The sequence below is a fragment of the Burkholderia sp. LFS061 genome, assembly GCF_047978125.1.
Taxonomy (GTDB): domain Bacteria; phylum Pseudomonadota; class Gammaproteobacteria; order Burkholderiales; family Burkholderiaceae; genus Burkholderia; species Burkholderia pyrrocinia_C.
In genome coordinates this window covers 39,199-56,452 of sequence record NZ_JBFPFS010000035.1, presented here as the reverse complement: position 1 = coordinate 56,452, position 17,254 = coordinate 39,199, and the positions used below count along the sequence as shown (strand labels likewise).

Here is a 17,254-nt window from a genome sequence, read left to right as displayed (position 1 = left end):
CCCACGGACCGTGCGGCCCGGGGCTTCGCTACTGTAGGAGAAATTCGGGCGACGCGGAAGACGGCAAGATCGACGACAGCCTGGCCCCCGGTGCCGCCGCTCACCCCGCCCGACCCACCGTGCTGCACCAACATGCCCCCGGTCATCTCCCCCTCAGCGCGAGGCATCACAATCGACATCAATCGGTGACATAATTGATGCACCTATCGTTTCGGAAGCCGATCATGCGCACCACCTTATCCCTGGACGACGCCCTGCTCGCCAAAGCGCAGCAGTTGACTGGCGTCACCGAAAAGTCGGCGCTGGTAAGAGAAGCACTGCGCGCGCTGATTGCCCGCGAAAGCGCACGACGGCTGGCTCGTCTCGGCGGCACCGAACCCGATCTCGAACCCGTGCCGCGCCGCCCGTCGGAGCCAGCATGATTCTTGTCGACACGTCCGTCTGGATCGACCACCTGCGAGCCGGTGATGCGGCGCTCACTACGCTGCTCGAAGCCGAGCGGGTATTGATCCATCCGTTCGTGGTCGGCGAGCTTTCGCTCGGCAGCCTGCGCGATCGCCAGACCGTGCTGGACGCGCTGCGCGACCTCCCCGCTGCCACCTCGGCAACCGACGACGAGGTTCAACGCATGATCGATGTCGTGCCGCTTCACGGACTCGGCATCGGTTACGTCGACGCGCACCTGCTCGCTTCAGTCAGACTGACCAGCGGCAGCAAGCTGTGGACACGCGACCGGCGCCTGCTGGCCGCAGCCGACCGCCTGCAGCTCGCCGCTCACCCCGCCCACTGACCCGACGAGATCGACGGCACGAACGCCCGCCATGCAAAAAGGCGGAAGCGGCCCACCGGCCACTTCCGCCTTTCTGTTTCTCTGCCCCGGCGCACCAACCACCGGGTATCGTGCCCTCAATCGATCCGCCCCGTCACTCCGCCTTCCCGTCCCGCAGACGCGCAATCGCGAGCGGATTGCTTTCCTGCAGCCCTTCGGGCAGCAGGTCGTCCGGGAAGTCCTGGTAGCACACGGGCCGCAGGAAGCGCTCGATCGCCGTCGCGCCGACCGACGTGACGGCGGGGTTCGACGTCGCGGGGAACGGCCCGCCGTGCACCATCGCATCGCACACCTCGACGCCGGTCGGGTAACCGTTGACGAGCAGGCGCCCGGCCTTGCGTTCGAGGATCGGCAGCAGCCGGCGCGCGAGCGGCTTGTCGTCGGCGTCCATCTGCAGCGTGGCCGTGAGTTGGCCTTCGAGCGCGTCGAGCACACGCGCGACTTCGTCGAGATCGCGGCAGCGCACGATCAACGACGCCGGCCCGAACACCTCGTGGCTGAACGCCGGCTCGGCCAGGAACGCCTGCGCGCCGACTTCATACAGCGCGCCGCCCGCCTGGCATTCGGTCTGCGCGGCCTCGCCCGCGCCGATTTCGAGCACGCCCGGCAGTTCGGCCAGCTTGCCGCGGCCGTTGCGATACGCATCGGCGATGCCGCGCGTGAGCATCACGCCGGCCGGCTTCTTCGCGAGCGCCTGCGCAGCAACGGTCTCGAAGCGGTCGAGGTCGGGGCCGTCGATCGCGAGCACGAGGCCGGGGTTCGTACAGAACTGGCCGACGCCGAGCGTCAGTGAATCGACGAAGCCCGTCGCGATCGCGTCGCCGCGCGCGGCGAGCGCGGCCGGGAACAGCACGACGGGATTGATGCTGCTCATTTCCGCGTAGACGGGAATCGGCTGCGGACGCGCGTTCGCGAGCTGCACGAGCGCCATGCCGCCCTGCCGCGAACCGGTGAAGCCGACGGCCTGGATCGCCGGATGGCTGACGAGCGCCGCGCCGGTCACGCGGCCGGGGCCGATCAGCAGCGAGAACACGCCGGCCGGCATCCCGCATTTCGCAACCGCGGCGCGGATCGCGCGGCCGACCAGCTCGGACGTGCCGAGGTGCGCTTCGTGCGCCTTCACGATTACCGGGCAGCCGGCCGCGAGCGCCGACGCCGTATCGCCGCCGGCCACCGAGAACGCGAGCGGGAAGTTGCTCGCGCCGAACACGGCGACGGGCCCGAGCCCGACCTTCTGCAGCCGCAGGTCCGCGCGCGGCAGCGGCGTGCGCGCGGGCTGCGCGGGATCGATCGATGCGGCGAGGAAGCGCCCGTCGCGCACGACGCGCGCGAACAGCCGGAGCTGGCCGACGGTGCGGCCGCGCTCGCCCTGCAGCCGCGCGACGGGCAGGCCCGTTTCGGCGTGCGCGCGCTCGATCAGCGCGTCGCCGAGCGCGACGATTTCATCCGCGATCGCGTCGAGAAACGCCGCGCGGGCCGCGAGCGGCTGCGCGCGGTACGCATCGAACGCGTCGCGCGCGAGTTCGCACGCGCGGTCGACGTCGGCCTGCGTCGCGACACCGAACGCCGGCGCATCGATCGGTGCGCCCTTCGTCGGATCGAACGCGTGCAAGGGTCCGGCCGACCCGGCCACCGCTTCGGCGCCGATCAGCATCTCTCCAGTCAGTTGCATGGGGTGTGCTCCGTGGTTCGTTCGGGAATAGTCCGTCAATTGTATCTCAACAGATACGATGTCTGCCGACAGCATGGCAGCATTCTCACCGCCTGCGATGGCGTCGACGATACACCGGAAAGCCTTGTGCAGTCAGCATAAGCGCGCCTTTCCCACATTGTGATGACGATCCTCGAGGGAAAACCCGAAGTTTCTGAATTCGGGCTTTCTCAATAAACTTTCAGCCATGTCATACGACGACGTACATTTAAAGTGAACGACCACACCTCTCCCCGCGATCTTCCGATCGAACTCGCCGGCAGCGCGCGCCGGACCGCCGTGCGCTACTGGATCCTGGCGATGCTGTTCGTCGTCACGACGCTCAACTACGCGGATCGCGCGACTTTGTCGATCACCGGTACACCGATCCGCAAGGCGTTCGGCATCGATCCGGTGACGATGGGCTATATCTTCTCGGCATTCAGTTGGGCGTACGTGCTCGCGCAACTGCCGAGCGGCTGGCTGCTCGACCGCTTCGGCGCGCGGCGCGTGTATGCGGCGAGCATCTTCCTGTGGTCGGCGTTCACGCTGCTGCAGAGCACGATCGGCCTCGGCGGCAGCGCCGCGTTCGCGGTCGCCGCGCTGTTCGCGATGCGCTTCGCGGTCGGCATCGCCGAGGCGCCCGCGTTCCCCGCCAACGCGAAAGTCGTCGCGAGCTGGTTCCCGACCGCCGAGCGCGGCACGGCGTCGGCGATCTTCAACGCCGCGCAGTATTTCGCGGCCGTGGTGTTCTCGCCGCTGATGGCGTGGCTCACGCATGCGTACGGCTGGCACCACGTGTACCTGTGGCTCGGCCTCGCTGGCATTGCGCTTGCGTTCCTGTGGCTGCGCGTGATGAAGGATCCGGCCGACCATCCGGCCGTGAACCGCGCGGAGCTCGACCATATCGAGCAGGGCGGCGGCCTCGTGCGGTCGAAGTCGCGCGGCACCGGTCCGGCGTCCGAAGGCAGCCGCGTCGCCGGCTGGTACTACGTGCGCCAACTGCTGTCGAACCGGATGCTGATCGGCGTCTATCTCGGCCAATACTGCGTGAACGTGCTCACGTACTTCTTCCTCACGTGGTTCCCGATCTACCTCGTGCAGGCGCGCGGCATGTCGCTGCTGAAGGCCGGTTTCATGACGTCGCTGCCCGCGATCTGCGGGTTCCTCGGCGGCGTGCTCGGCGGGATGCTGTCGGACGCGCTGATCCGCCGCGGCGTGTCGCTGACGCTCGCGCGCAAGATTCCGATCGTCGGCGGGATGTTGCTGTCGATGGTCATCATCGGCTGCAATTACGTCGACAGCGAAGCGCTCGTGATCGCGCTGATGGCCGTATCGTTCTTCGGCAAGGGGATCGGCTCGCTCGGCTGGGCCGTCGTCGCGGATACCGCGCCGAAGGAAGCGATCGGCCTGTCGGGCAGCCTGTTCAACATGTTCGGCAACACGGCCGGCATCGTCGCGCCGATCGCGATCGGCTACCTCGTCGGCGCAAGCGGCTCGTTCAACGGCGCGCTCGTGTTCGTCGGGATGAACGCGCTCGTCACGGTGTTCAGCTATCTCGTGATCGTGAAGGACATCAGGCGCGTCGAGCTGCGTCATCGCGACGCTTGAGCTTCGGCGGAAAATTTCGGCGCAAAAGGATGGAAGACGACGGCGGCCGCGTAAAAGCAGCCGCCGTTCTTGCGTCAGGTCGCGGAATGCACGACGCGCAGCATGTCGTGCACGCCGGATGTCATCAGCGCGAGGAACGCGAGCAGGCCGACGTAGCAGAGCGCGTACGTCGTCTTCGTCTCGATCGACGTCGCGTAGTACACGCGGTTCTCCGGCGCGTCGGGATCGTAGCGCCACGCGCGCTTCAGTTGCGGCAGCGCGAGGATCGCCATCACGATCAGCAGCGGGCTCGGGCGATACACGAACAGCGCGATCAGCACCGGCACGCCCGCGAACCAGATGCGCGGCGACAGCACCGCGGTGATCCGCCCGCCATCGAACGGCGACAGCGGAATCATGTTGAACAGGTTCAGGAAGAAGCCCGTGTACGACAGCGCGAGCAGCAGGTTGCTGTCGTAGTGGCGTGCAGCCGCGTAGCAGGCCAGCGCGCCGAGCGTGCCGACGAACGGCCCGGCGAGCCCGACGTACGCTTCGGTTTCCGCGTCGTGCGGCATCTCCTTCAGCTGGATCCATGCGCCGACGAACGGGATGAACGTCGGCAGCCCGACGTCGAGCCCGCGCCGCTGCGCGGCCAGGTAGTGGCCGGCCTCGTGCACCAGCAGCAGCGCGACGAAACCGGCCGCGAACCGCCAGCCGTAGAACAGCGCGTAGACCGCGATCGACGCCAGCATGGTGCCCGCCGAAACGAGCACCTTGCCGAGCTTGAGGCCGCCGAAGATCAGCAGCAACAGCTTCGTCATTCCTTGCGCTCCGTGCCGGTTGCGTCGGACGCATCGGCGACGGCCGGCACCGCGGCCGCCTTCGGCTTGCGCCCGAAGAAGCGCTTCAGCGCGGCGCCGCCGGCCAGCAGCCCGACCGCGCCGATCTTGAAGAACTTCACCGCGAATGCGCCGATCAGCGCGAGCAGGCCGAGCTTCTTCGCGCCGACGCCGACGATCAGCGCCGCGAGGCCGTACTCCGCGACATGGTCGGTCGACTTGTTGAAATCGGCATAGCGCTTGCCGTCGTTGAAGCTGATGTTCGACAGCAGGCCGTCGGCCGACGCCTTGTACTTCGGCAGATCGGCCAGCGTCGACGCCATCGTCAGCGACAGGTAGCCGTCGCGGCCGAGCACGAGCGTCCGGTAGTTCACGCCGTCGTTCGCGGCGTTCGGGGCCGCACCCTTGTCACGGATGATCGCGGACCACACGAGCCGGTGCGTGGCCGCGTCGTATGCGGGCGCTTTTGCCCAGCCGACCACCTCGGTTTCGGGCAGGCCGCGTTCCTTGCGTGCCGGGTTGTTTTCCTCGGTGCCGGCCTGCAGGTTCTTCAGCAGTTCGTCGGGCTTCCAGTCCTTCGCGTCGTCGTCGCGGATGTAGCCGCTCGGCTCGAACGACACGACCGAAATCCAGTCGGCGTCGGGATCGTCGGGCAGCACGAGGCCGACCAGCTTCGATTCGTCGATCGAGTTGCCCATCGAACGCAGGTAGCGGCCGGCTTCGGCGGCCGGCACGAACGACTCGCCGGCCTTCAGCTTCAGCACGGCTTCGTGCTTCACGTCGATGTCGGTCGGCCCTTTGACGACGGCCTCGTTGGCGGCCGCGGCGGCGGCCCTCATTTCCACCTGCGCAGCTTCGGTCTGCGCATGGCCGCTGGTCGCGGCGAGTGCGAGCGTCGCCACGCAGGCGAGCCGCACGGCAAGCGTTTTCATTTTCATTGTTGGATTCCCCTGGAATGCCTTGTTGTAAACGTGCGCGGAACCGGCCCATGCATTGTCGTCGCGGGTCCGGAATCGCCTCTCAGGTGGCACGGAAGCTATGGTAACGCAGCGCCGGGGGCGCCCCCGGGGGAACGGCGCGATGCTTACGTCGCAGGTAATGCCCAACGCGCGCGGGATTGCCTATCATCTGCTGCATGAACCCGACCGCCGCCCTCCATTCGCCCTCCCCGTCCGCCGGCCGCGCGTCCGGCATCGGCCCGCTGCTGCGCACGTGGCGCCAGCGCCGGCGCCTGAGCCAGATGGCGCTCGCGGTCGACGCGGAAGTCTCGGCGCGCCACCTGAGCTTCGTCGAATCGGGTCGCGCGCAGCCAAGCCGCAAGATGGTGCTGCATCTCGCGGAACGGCTCGACGTGCCGCTGCGTGAGCGCAATGCGCTGCTGGTTGCGGCCGGCTTTGCACCGCTCTTTCGCGAGCGGCCGTTCTCGGATCCGCAGCTGGACGCCGCACGCCATGCGGTCGAAGCCGTGCTGCGCGGCCATGAGCCGTACCCGGCGCTCGCGGTCGACCGCCACTGGACGCTGCTCGCCGCGAACCGGATGCTCGGCGCGCTGGTCGCGCAGGCCGATCCGTCGCTGCTGCAGCCGCCCGTCAACGTGCTGCGGCTGAGCCTGCATCCTGACGGCCTCGCGTCGCAGATCGTCAACTGGCATGAATGGCGCGCGCACATCCTGCATCGGCTGCAGCGGCAGATCGATGCGAGCGGCGACCGCACGCTGCATGCGCTGCGCGACGAGCTCGCCGCGTATCCGGCGCCGGCCGGCCAGCCCGACGACGCGCACGCGCACACCGACTTCGCGGATATTGCCGTGCCGCTGCGGCTGCGCACCGCGGGCGGCGAGCTGACGTTCTTCAGTACGACGACAGTGTTCGGCACGCCGGTCGACGTGACGCTGTCGGAACTCGCGATCGAGGCGTTCTTTCCGGCGAATCCGGAAACGGTGAACGCGATGCGAAAGCTGGCGGACGCGGTGGCGGCGTAGTACCAAGCGCGCAGCGGAGATTGACGGAAGCCGACGCCCGAACGCCCGCTTCCACGCCCAGGACCGGTATGCCGGCGGTCGGCGCAACCATCAAGACGACGAACTTTCCCCAAAGCATAGAGATCGGGCGCCATGGCAAACATGGGCGCTGGCGAGTCCGATCAAAATGCGTCGTCGCATCTCAATGCTGCAGATCCGGGACGCGTCCGCGTTACGGAAAACGTCAAATGTAGCGGCACCCGTGCCATTTCCCCCTGGACTCACTCCGCCGAATGTCAAATTTGTTTAGTACATCTTTTCAATCGGACTGTATTCGAACAAGGGCTTCGGCAAAAAAGATCGCGAATGCACTGCGATCGGGAAATCGTGAGAACGACAAGCAAGCCACAACACAATTTTCATATCGAGCCTAGGAAAAACATGAGCAAGATGCATCGAGGGTTGGGGAATCCGGCACTGCGCGCGCCGGCGAAGTCGAAAGCAGCGCTGGCCATCGCCGTGAGCGCAGCGGTTGTCGCATTCGCGGCTTCCGCACCCGCGCGCGCCGACTATGTGCAGAACGGGACGTCGACCGAAACGTCGGCCGGCTGTGTCGGCAACATCGCCATCTCGGGAAGCGGCACGTATCCGGCCGCTGCAACGGGCTGCGACAACGTGGCGATCGGCACTGCGGCAGTAGCGAATTCGGGCTCGTCGACCGGAGCCTATAGCGAAACCGTCGCGATCGGCCGCATGGCGGCCGCGACCGGTACGTTTGCAACGGCCGTCGGCGGAAATGCCGTGGCAACCGGCGACCAGGCGACGGCGATGGGCACGGCCGCAAGCGCGGTCGGAACCCAGGCGACGGCAGTCGGCAACGGAGCCATCGCGAACGGCACGACGGCATCCGCCTTCGGCCAGGGCGCGTTCGCCGTCGACCAGTCGACGGCGGTCGGGCAAAGCGCCAGCGCCACCACGACATTCTCCACGGCCGTGGGCAAGGGCAGCATTGCGGCCGGCGGTACGTCGCTCGGCTTTCAGGCAAACGCCGGCGCGAACGATGCGGTAGCGCTCGGCGTCGACAGTTCGGCCTCTGCTGTCGGGAGCATCGCCATTGCGCGTGCGACGGCATCCGCAGTGAATGCGGTCGCGATCGGCGAAGGCGCGAACGCCGCCGATGCGAATTCCGTCGCACTGGGCTCGAACGCGTCTACGCGCGCTTTCACGACCGTCAACAGCGTGACGCTCAACGGCGTCAGCTACGGTGGCTTCGCGGGCACGCCCGTGGGTGTGGTCAGCGTCGGCAGCGCGGGCGCCGAGCGTCAGATCGTGAACGTCGCGGCCGGCGCGATCAGCGCGACCAGCACGGATGCAGTCAACGGCTCGCAGCTCTTCTCGATCGCAAACCAGGTTTCCACGTTGACGGCGGATCTGGCAACGCTCACGACGACCGTCGGCAAAATTTCGTCGAGCGTCCCGAGCGGCACGGTGACGGACGATACAGACACCGCAATCGGCAAAAATACGCGGGTCAGCGTGCCGAACGGGACCGCGATCGGCGACGGCTCCAATGTCTCGGGCGATAACGGTACGGGCATCGGCGTCAATTCCACCGTCACGGCGACGAACGGAACCGCCATCGGCACGAATTCGAAAGTTACCGCGCCGAACGGAACGGCGATCGGCGCAGGGTCGAATGTCTCCGGCAAGGACTCTACCGCGATCGGCACGAACAGCCGCGCGACCGCCAGCAATTCGGTCGCGTTGGGAGCGAACTCGGTCGCCGACCGGGACAACACGGTATCGATCGGTTCGCCCGGTGCCGAACGTCAGCTCACCAACATGGCCGACGGCACGGCGCCGACGGACGGCGTCAACGTGCGTCAGTTGAACGGCGCAATCAATTCGGTTCGCGAAGAAATGTCGAAGTATCGCAAAGACGCGAATGCCGGCACGGCAAGCGCGATCGCGATGGCGAACATGCCGCAAGCCGTGCTGCCCGGCGAGAAGGTGGTCGCCCTCGGCGGCGGCACGTATGGCGGCCAAAGCGCAATGGCGGTCGGCCTTTCCGTCGCCACGGCGAAATGGCTGGTCAAAGGCTCGGTGACGACGGCCGTGTCGGGCCATGGCTCGTTCGGCGCGGGCGCCGGCGTCGGCTACCGCTGGTAATCCAGCTGCAGCGGCAACGCGTCGGGAGCTGTTTCCCGACGCCCGCAGGCCGGCCATCGGCGCCCATGCGCCGACGACATGACGGCGCGGCCCGTGCGGCCCGCCGTCATGTCACGTATACAACGACGCCGGCGGCAATTCTCCCGTCAGCGCGAACCGGCCGACATCGCGCAGCCGATAGTCGAGCGGATCGTGCAGCGTATGCGTGCGCGCATTCCGCCAGAAGCGGTCGAGGCCGAGCGACGCAGCCGTCGCACGCGCGCCGCATGCGTCGAACAGCGCCTCGCCGTTGTCGAGCGCCGCGCGCTGCGCGACGATCTTCGCGTCCGATACCGCGAGCGCCACTTCGGCGCGCTCGTCCGCCGTCAGCGCATCGTGCCGCGCCCACGCGTGCTGCAACGCGCCGGCCGCGCGATCGGCCAGCGCCGCCGCGGCAACGGCCCGCACGCGCATGTCGCCGAAGCGCTGCAGCGTGTACGGATCGTCGCTCGCCTGCGCGGCGTCCGAGTGAATCCACGGCCGGCCATGCTTCAGCACATAATCGCGTGCCTCGACCAGCGCGCCTTCCGCGAGCCCGACGAACAGGTTCGTCAGCACGAGCTGCGACACGAGCGTGCGCAGCGTCGCGCGCGGCGTCGGCGGCGTCTCGGAACGGTGCAGCACCTCGTCCGGCGCGAGCGTCACGCCGTCGAAGCGCACGCTGCCGCTGTCGGTCTGGCGCTGGCCGATCGGGTCCCAGTCGTCGTTGACCGTGATACCCGGGCGATCGGTCGGCACCACGCCGAACACGGTGCGGCCGGTTTCCGGATCGTGCGCGGACACCGTCATCCGCTGCGAGCCGCGCGTGCCCGAACAGAAGCCCTTCACGCCGTCGAGCCGGTAGCCGCCGTCCGGCGTCGCGGTGGCCACCAGCCGCGTGTCGAGCGGATTGACCGCATTGCCCCACCACCAGCGCTGCTCGACCGTGCCGCGCAGATAACGTTCGCGCTGCGCGGCGCTGCCCCACACGTCGACGCTCACCACCTGCAGGCACTGGAACCCGACGAGATGCGCAAGCGCACTGTCGACGCGCGCGATCTGCCGGATCGCGTCGTAGATCGCGGGCCACGCGGCTTCCTGCCCACCGAACTCGCGCGGCACCGCGAGCGTCAGCAGGCCCGCGTCGGCGAGCCACTGTTTCTCCTGCGCCGCGTGACCGCCCGCACGGTCACGTGCGGCGGCGGTTGCACGCAGTGCGTCGATCGCGCGCGCAAGTGCGGCCGGATCGATTGCCGAGACATCCGTTGCCGCGGCGAGCGTCGCCGGGCCGCGTGGATCGTTCATGCGACGGCTTCCTGTTCCTGGGTCGAGACAGCGTTCGACAACGGCACGAGTTTCCCGAGTTCGCGCCTGCCGGTCAACCGCGACAGGATCTCGCGCCGCCAGTCGTCGTAGATCGCGCGGTAGTCGGCGATATCCGCGCCGAACACGTGCGCGGTATGCGCATACTCGTCGTGCAGATAGCCGTCGAGCCGCGCCTGCGTTTCCTCGTCGGCCGCGATCACGCGATCGATCAGTGCGTCGCGCTCCGCCGCCGGCAGCGCGGCGAGCTTGTCGAACCACCACTGGACGATCTGCACGCGATGCCACTCCTCGTCCGGCCGGATCCGGTTCTCGCCGTGCTCGCGCATCGCGCCGTCGCCGATGCGGCCGGTCTTGCGCTGGATCCACAGCTTCGCGAGGATGTGCAGCTCGTAATGCCATTCGAACGCGAGAAAGCCCGCGACGTCGCGCACCGCGATATCGCCGATGCGCGCCCAGTGCGCGGCGACGAGCCGGTCGACTTCCGGCAGCGGATCGCGCCCCGTCAGTTCAGTCACGCGCTCGCGGCCGATCACCGCATGCGCGCCGTCGTCGCCGAGCTGGCGCGACAGGATCAGCTGGAAATGCGGATCGTCGCGGAACAGCGTGTCGATCGCCTTCGCGACGACCTGCACGATGAACAGGTCGTGCGACGCCATCTTCGTGTAGTAGTCGGCGACGGCGGCCAGTTCGTCCGCGTTGCGCGGTTCGCGCGGCGGCGTGGCCAGCTTGGCCGGGAAGCCGGGACGATGGCGTCGCGCCACGTCGAGAAACAGCGCTTCCTCGAATTCTCCGTTCCATTCGCGCGGCGCGCCGATGGGCAAGGTCATAGGTATTGTTCTCTCAGGATCATGAATGAAACGAGCGGACGCTTGTGGCGTCGCTCAGGTGCGCCGGGTCACACGTCGGACCAGGCGGTCGCCCGTGATTTGCACGGCCGAGACGAGCGCGATCAGGATCACGATCACGGTCGCCATGACGGTGGTGTCGAAACGCTGGTAGCCGTAGCGGATCGCGAGATCGCCGAGCCCGCCCGCACCGACGGCGCCCGCCATCGCGGTCGAGCCGATCAGCGCGACGACGGTGATCGTGAAGCCGCCGAGCATGCCGGGCAGCGCCTCGGGCAGCAGCACGTGCCACACGATGTGGCGGCGCTTCGCGCCCATCGCGAGCGCGGCTTCGATCAGCCCGCGATCGACCTCGCGCAGGCTCACTTCGGCGATCCGCGCGAAGAACGGGATCGCGGCGATCGACAGCGGCACGACGGCCGCCCATACGCCGATCGTCGTGCCGATCAGCACGCGCGTGAACGGCAGCAGCGCGACGAGCAGGATGATGAACGGCGTCGAGCGGAACACGTTGACGAGCGCGCCGAGCACCGCGTTCACGCCGCGCCGCGCATAGATGCCGCCGGGCGCGGTCGTCACGAGGATCACCGCAAGCGGGATGCCGATCAGCGCCGCGATCGCGGCCGACGCGGCGACCATCGACAGCGTGTCGCGGATCGCGTCGAGCAGTTCGGGCCACCAGAGCTCAAACATAGCCGAGCACCTCCGCGTGATTCGCATGGCGGCGCGCGCGTTCGAGCAGCGCGGCAACCGCGCCGCCGCGTGCCGACGGCAGGCCGGCGTCATCCGCCCGCGGCGCGGCCGCGATCACGAGCCGCCCCTGCGCATGCCCCTGGATGCGCTCGATCCCGCCGTGCAGGAAACGCACCGAGCCGCCGAGCGCCGCCGCGAGCGCGCCGACGTCCGGCTCGCCGCCGCTCTCGCCCGTATAACGAACGTCGAGCACGACCTGCGCGCCGTCCGGCAACGCGGCCTGCTCGGGCAACGGCTGCACGCGCGCGGCCAGTTCGGCCGGCAGGTCGTGCACCAGCGTGCTGAGCAGCGCGCGCGTCGCGCCGTGGTGTGGATCGCCGAACACGCGCCACACCGGGCCCGTTTCGACGACTTCGCCCTGTTCGATCACCGCGACCGTGTCGCACACCGCGCGGATCACCTCCATCTCGTGCGTGATCAGCACGATCGTCAACCCGAGGCGGCGGTTGATGTCGGCGAGCAGCGCGAGGATCGACTGCGTCGTCTCGGGGTCGAGCGCCGACGTCGCCTCGTCGCACAACAGCACCTCGGGATCGTGTACGAGCGCGCGCGCGATTCCGACGCGCTGCTTCTGTCCGCCCGACAGGCTCGCCGGATACGCGTCGCGCTTCGCGGTCAGCCCGACGAGTTCGAGCAGCGCGTCGACCTTGCGCACGCGCTCGGCCTTCGGCACGCCGGCGATCTTCAGCGGCAGCGCGACGTTCTCGAATACCGTCTTCGCGGACAGCAGGTTGAAATGCTGGAACACCATGCCGGTGCGGCGGCGCAATGCGACGAGCCCGTCCTCGTCGAGCGCGCCGACGTCGACGCCCTGCACGCGCACGCGGCCCGAGCTCGGCCGTTCGAGGCCGTTCAGGAGCCGCAGCAGCGTCGACTTCCCGGCGCCGCTGCGGCCGATGATCCCGAACACCTCGCCGCGCCGCACGTCGAGCGTCACGTCGCGCAGCGCGGCGGCCTGGCCGCGCGGCGTCGCGAACACCTTGCCGACCTGCTCCAGCGACACGGCCGCACCATCGGCCGCCGCGGCCGTTGTCTCATGCACCGTTGCTGCGGCGCCTGCGCGCGCGGCCGATGCGTCGACGAAACCCAGCGTATCGAACAATTGCGTCATCGCTTCGCTCCGTCACGTTCAGGCGTGCGCGGGATGCGCGGGTTCGGGCGCGGCGGCCGGCCGATGCTGCGCGCCGGTGTGCCATGCAGGCAGGCGTGCGCCCGCGCCGAACAGCTTCTCGCGCAGCGTCGGCGCGGGATCGTAGTCTTCCTTGTAGACGCCGCGGTTCTGCAGCTCGGGCACGACCCAGTCGACGAAATCCTCGAACGACTCGGGCATCACGGTGCGCGTCAGGTTGAAGCCGTCGATGCCGGTCTCGTCGATCCAGGACTGCAGCTCGTCCGCGACCTGCGACGGCGAACCGACGATCGGCGCATAACGTCCGCCGAGCGACATCTGTTCGAGCATCCGGCGCACGGTCCACGTGCCGGTCGTGCTCTTGCGCGAGATCGCGTCGACGGCCGACTGGATCGAATCGGTCTTCACGTACGAGATCGGTTCGTCGAGGCCGTACTTCGCGAAGTCGATGCCGGTCGAGCTCGCGAAATGCGCGAGGCCGGCTTCGGGGCTCGCGTAGCGCCGGTATTCGTCGAATTTCTCGCGCGCGAGCCGCTCGGTCTCGGCCGTCACGACGCTCACGCCCGCGAAGATCCGGATCGACGCCGGGTCGCGCCCCTGCCGCGCGGCGGCCGCGCGGATGTCGAGCGCCGCCGCTCGCGCGGCGGCCTTGCTCTGCCCGTTCACGAACACGCATTCCGCGTGCCGGCCCGCGAACTCGACGCCGCGCGCGGACGAACCGGCCTGGTACAGCACCGGCGTGCGCTGCAGCGACGGCTCGCTCAGGTGGATCGCGTCGACCGAATAGAACGGCCCGTCGTGCTTCACGCGCCGCACCTTGCCCGGCTGCGCGAACACGCGTGCCTGTGCATCGCGGATCACCGCGTCGTCGTCCCAGCTCTGTTCCCACAGCTTGTAGACGACGTCCATGTAGTCGTCCGCGCGCTCGTAGCGGTCGTCGTGGCCGATCTGCTGCGCGAGGCCCATCCCGCGCGCGGCGCTGTCGAGATAACCCGTGACGATGTTCCAGCCGACGCGCCCCTTCGTCAGGTGGTCGAGCGTCGACATGCGGCGCGCGAACAGGTAAGGCGGCTCGTAGGTCAGGTTCGCGGTCACGCCGAAGCCGAGATGCCGCGTGACCTGCGCCATCGCGGGCACGAGCAGCAGCGGATCGTTGACGGGCACCTGCACCGATTCGCGCAGCGCGGCGTCGGGGCCGCCGCCGAACACGTCGTACACGCCGACGATGTCCGCGAGAAAGATCCCGTCGAACTTGCCGCGTTCGAGCGTCTTCGCGAGATCGGCCCAGTAGTCGAGATCGGTGTAGTGCGCGGAGCGGTCGCGCGGATGCGTCCACAACCCGTGATTGATGTGCCCGACGCAGTTCATGTTGAATGCGTTGAGCAGGATCTTCTTCCGGTTCGCCGTCGTCATGTCAGCCTCCGTCACCACGCGATCGCGTACAGCGAGCCGAACGCGTTGTCGAGCGCACGGCGCACGGCCGGCGAGTGCTGGTAGATCGCGATGAACTTGCGGATGCGCGGGTCGTTCACGCTGTCGGGCCGCACGACCCACTGGATCGCGAAGATCTTGTTCTCGGTGCCGTCGAACAGCAGCGCGCTGTTCGGGTCGGTCGTGCCGGCAAGCTTGATGAAGCTCGGATAGCCCTGCGCGAGATCCACGTCGTCGAGCGAACGCGCGAGCTGCGATGCTTCGAGCGGAATGATCTTCAGGTGCTTCGGGTTGGACACGATGTCGTGCGTCGTCGCGCGGTAGTCGGCGCCCGGCTTCAGCGTGATCAGCCCCGCGCGCTGCAGCAGCAACAGCCCGCGCCCGCCGTTCACCGGATCGTTCGCGATCGCGACGCGCGCGCCGTCCTTCAGCTCGGCAAAGCTTTTCACCTTCTTCGAATAGAGGCCGATCTTCATGATCGTGCCGGGCGCGATCGACACGAAGTTGTAGCCGCCCTGTTTGTTCGCGTTCTCGAGAAACGGGATGTGCTGGAAGTAGTTGACGTCGATGTCCTTGTTCGCGAGCGCCGCGTTCGGCGTATTCCAGTCGGTGAACTCGACGATCTTCACGTCGAGCCCCTGCGCCTTCGCCTCCTTCGCGGCGATCTTCAGCGCTTCGATCTGCGGGCTGGTCGAGATGCCGACCTTCAGCGGCGCGGTGTCGGCGCGTGCGCCGTTCGGCAGCCCGACGCCGAACAACCCGGCGAGCAGCACGGCCGCCAGCAGGCGGGCCGGCCGCGCGAAGCGGCCGGAGGAAAAGCGGGCGGAAAAAACGGCATGCAGCATGGAAACCACTCTCCTGTCCAAAGACGGTATCGACGGATGAGCGACGCCGCGGCGAACGCGCGGGCGTTCTCCGGACAGTCGTCGTCGCATCGGAAAAGGATCAGCCGATGATAGAGAGCGGCGATGGGGCGGTCTACGAAGCGATTGTGCGAAGAAAATCGCGCGCGGCGATATGGCGGGCGAGCGGGGCGGCCGGGGGCGCGGCCGGGTGCCCGGCCGGCCATCCGGCCGAAATCTCGGCCTGCCCGCCGCGCGAATTCCGAAATCTCGGAACGGCCTTCACGCCACCCTTTCCGCAGACGATATAAATCCCTTATGAATCAAAGATCTGCAAACAATCCGAAAGGCCGGCGCCTTGGCACGGAGGTTGCGTAATAGTCGGCACACGATGCCGCGAAGCAAAGCAGGCATTCCAACATCAGGAGACACGTCTTGCAGACCTCTATCCATACCCCGTCCCATCCCGAGCCGATTGCCGAAGCCGGCCCCGCCACGCGCGCACGCTTCTGGCCGGAAGGCTGGTGGAAGCTGATGGAAATCCGCATCGGCATCATCCCGCTGCCGGTCTACGTGATCCTGTTCGGGTTGATCGTCGGCTTCGCGGTGACGGGCAAGGTGCCCGGCGAAATCTCGATGGCGATCGCCGTGCTCGCGTTCTTCGGCTTCACGTGCGCCGAACTCGGCAAGCGCCTGCCGCTGCTGCGCAACATCGGCGCGGCCGCGATTTTCGCGACCTTCGTGCCGTCGGCGCTCACGTACTACCACGTGCTGCCGAAGCCGGTGCTGAACCTGACGGTCGAATTCACGAAGTCGACCAACTTCCTGTACCTGTTCATTGCGTCGATCATCGTCGGCAGCATCCTGAGCATGGACCGCCGCGTGCTGATCCAGGGCTTCTTGAAGATCTTCATCCCGCTCGCCGTCGGCTCGGTCGCCGCGGCGATCGTCGGCACGGCGGTGGGCACCGCGCTCGGCCTCGGCGCGCGCCACACGCTGCTGTACATCGTCGTGCCGATCATGGCCGGCGGCGTCGGCGAAGGCGCGATTCCGCTGTCGATCGGCTATTCGGAACTGATGCACCTGCCGCAAGGCGAGATGTTCGCGATGGTGCTGCCGTCGGTGATGCTCGGCAGCCTGACCGCGATCATCCTGTCGGGCGCGCTCGACATGCTCGGCAAGCGCCTGCCGCACCTGACGGGCAACGGCCGCCTGCAGGTCGGCGAAACCGGCGACATGACGCCGGAAAACGAAGAAATCCGCGGCCACGTCGACGTCACGCACATCGCGGGCGCCGGCATCACGGCGATCACGCTGTACCTCGTCGGCCTGATGGCGCACAAGCTGTTCGGCCTGCCCGCGCCGGTCGCGATGCTGTTCCTCGCGGTGCTCGTGAAGCTCGCGCGCGCGGTGTCGCCGCCGCTGCAGGAAGGCGCGTTCGTCGTCTACAAGTTCTTTTCGACCGCCGTCACGTATCCGCTGCTGTTCGCGATCGGCGTCGCGATGACGCCGTGGGACAAGCTGACCGCCGCGTTCACGATCGTCAACGTCGTGACGATCGTGTCGACCGTCGCGACGCTGATGGGCACCGGTTTCGTGGTCGGCCGCCTGATGAAGATGTACCCTATCGACACCGCAATCGTGAACGCGTGCCATAGCGGGCAAGGCGGCACCGGCGACGTCGCGATCCTGACCGCCGCGAACCGGATGCAGCTGATGCCGTTCGCGCAGATCGCGACGCGCATCGGCGGCGCGATCGTCGTCACGGTGACGCTGATCCTGGTCGCGCACTTCGGGTGACGCGCCGCCGCGCGCCTCGTCGCGCCGGCTGCT

Annotated in this window: 15 protein-coding genes; 6 read left to right on the top strand and 9 right to left on the bottom strand. The window is 67.9% G+C overall.

All coding sequences use genetic code 11. The features are described 5' to 3' along the window. Nucleotides 1–224 precede the first annotated feature (224 nt). Together ACNQQL_RS26050 and ACNQQL_RS26045 are read left to right on the top strand one after the other, a co-directional pair. On the top strand, nucleotides 225–422 hold the full coding sequence (locus ACNQQL_RS26050; protein ID WP_072444647.1) for a type II toxin-antitoxin system VapB family antitoxin: 198 nt from the start codon (nucleotides 225–227) through the stop codon (nucleotides 420–422). Further along, the gene (locus ACNQQL_RS26045) at nucleotides 419–790 is read left to right on the top strand and encodes a type II toxin-antitoxin system VapC family toxin (RefSeq protein ID WP_175917054.1); all 372 of its coding nucleotides are present in this window, start codon (nucleotides 419–421) and stop codon (nucleotides 788–790) included. Before ACNQQL_RS26050 ends, ACNQQL_RS26045 begins: the two co-directional genes overlap by 4 nt. A gap of 133 nt (nucleotides 791–923) precedes the next feature. On the opposite strand, the gene ACNQQL_RS26040 is transcribed toward ACNQQL_RS26045, so the two are convergent. Then, nucleotides 924–2,501: an aldehyde dehydrogenase (NADP(+)) gene (locus tag ACNQQL_RS26040; RefSeq protein WP_347066701.1), complete on the bottom strand. Its 1,578-nt coding sequence runs from the start codon at nucleotides 2,499–2,501 to the stop codon at nucleotides 924–926. Between the two features lie 252 nt (nucleotides 2,502–2,753). Here ACNQQL_RS26040 and ACNQQL_RS26035 point away from each other — a divergent pair, with 252 nt between their 5' ends. After that, nucleotides 2,754–4,130: an MFS transporter gene (locus tag ACNQQL_RS26035; RefSeq protein ID WP_347066699.1), complete on the top strand. Its 1,377-nt coding sequence runs from the start codon at nucleotides 2,754–2,756 to the stop codon at nucleotides 4,128–4,130. 74 nt (nucleotides 4,131–4,204) lie between these two features. On the opposite strand, the gene ACNQQL_RS26030 is transcribed toward ACNQQL_RS26035, so the two are convergent. Both ACNQQL_RS26030 and ACNQQL_RS26025 read right to left on the bottom strand, forming a co-directional pair. After that, complete coding sequence (locus tag ACNQQL_RS26030; RefSeq protein WP_072444600.1) at nucleotides 4,205–4,930, bottom strand: site-2 protease family protein; 726 nt, start codon at nucleotides 4,928–4,930, stop codon at nucleotides 4,205–4,207. Next, entirely contained in the window at nucleotides 4,927–5,880 is a 954-nt protein-coding gene (locus ACNQQL_RS26025) for a DUF2167 domain-containing protein (protein ID WP_347066736.1), read from the bottom strand. The genes ACNQQL_RS26030 and ACNQQL_RS26025 overlap by 4 nt, the downstream gene beginning before the upstream one ends. A 203-nt stretch (nucleotides 5,881–6,083) precedes the next feature. Between ACNQQL_RS26025 and ACNQQL_RS26020 the strand changes: the two genes are divergently transcribed. Together ACNQQL_RS26020 and ACNQQL_RS26015 are read left to right on the top strand one after the other, a co-directional pair. Then, entirely contained in the window at nucleotides 6,084–6,929 is an 846-nt protein-coding gene (locus ACNQQL_RS26020) for a helix-turn-helix transcriptional regulator (RefSeq protein WP_347066697.1), read from the top strand. 420 nt (nucleotides 6,930–7,349) lie between these two features. After that, nucleotides 7,350–9,077: a YadA family autotransporter adhesin gene (locus ACNQQL_RS26015; protein WP_347066734.1), complete on the top strand. Its 1,728-nt coding sequence runs from the start codon at nucleotides 7,350–7,352 to the stop codon at nucleotides 9,075–9,077. Between the two features lie 111 nt (nucleotides 9,078–9,188). Here the strand turns inward: ACNQQL_RS26015 and ACNQQL_RS26010 are convergent, their stop codons facing one another. From ACNQQL_RS26010 to ACNQQL_RS25985, 6 genes are read right to left on the bottom strand one after another with little or no spacing between them, the layout of a single operon-like run. Further along, nucleotides 9,189–10,400, bottom strand: coding sequence for an acyl-CoA dehydrogenase family protein (locus ACNQQL_RS26010; RefSeq protein ID WP_347066695.1), 1,212 nt, complete (start codon nucleotides 10,398–10,400; stop codon nucleotides 9,189–9,191). Next, a complete protein-coding gene (locus tag ACNQQL_RS26005; RefSeq protein WP_347066693.1) occupies nucleotides 10,397–11,248 on the bottom strand; it encodes a hypothetical protein in 852 nt (283 codons plus the stop codon). The genes ACNQQL_RS26010 and ACNQQL_RS26005 overlap by 4 nt, the downstream gene beginning before the upstream one ends. Nucleotides 11,249–11,302: 54 nt before the next feature. Continuing rightward, the gene (locus ACNQQL_RS26000; protein WP_027781522.1) at nucleotides 11,303–11,959 is read right to left on the bottom strand and encodes a methionine ABC transporter permease; all 657 of its coding nucleotides are present in this window, start codon (nucleotides 11,957–11,959) and stop codon (nucleotides 11,303–11,305) included. Next, complete coding sequence (locus ACNQQL_RS25995; protein ID WP_347066690.1) at nucleotides 11,952–13,130, bottom strand: methionine ABC transporter ATP-binding protein; 1,179 nt, start codon at nucleotides 13,128–13,130, stop codon at nucleotides 11,952–11,954. Before ACNQQL_RS25995 ends, ACNQQL_RS26000 begins: the two co-directional genes overlap by 8 nt. An 18-nt stretch (nucleotides 13,131–13,148) precedes the next feature. Continuing rightward, the gene (locus ACNQQL_RS25990; protein ID WP_347066688.1) at nucleotides 13,149–14,561 is read right to left on the bottom strand and encodes an LLM class flavin-dependent oxidoreductase; all 1,413 of its coding nucleotides are present in this window, start codon (nucleotides 14,559–14,561) and stop codon (nucleotides 13,149–13,151) included. Nucleotides 14,562–14,572: 11 nt separating this feature from the next. Beyond that, nucleotides 14,573–15,424, bottom strand: coding sequence for a MetQ/NlpA family ABC transporter substrate-binding protein (locus ACNQQL_RS25985; protein WP_175960113.1), 852 nt, complete (start codon nucleotides 15,422–15,424; stop codon nucleotides 14,573–14,575). Nucleotides 15,425–15,856: 432 nt separating this feature from the next. On the opposite strand from ACNQQL_RS25985, the gene ACNQQL_RS25980 reads away from it, so the two are divergent. Beyond that, nucleotides 15,857–17,221, top strand: a complete 1,365-nt coding sequence (locus ACNQQL_RS25980; protein WP_347066686.1) for a 2-hydroxycarboxylate transporter family protein — start codon at nucleotides 15,857–15,859, stop codon at nucleotides 17,219–17,221. Nucleotides 17,222–17,254 lie beyond the last annotated feature (33 nt).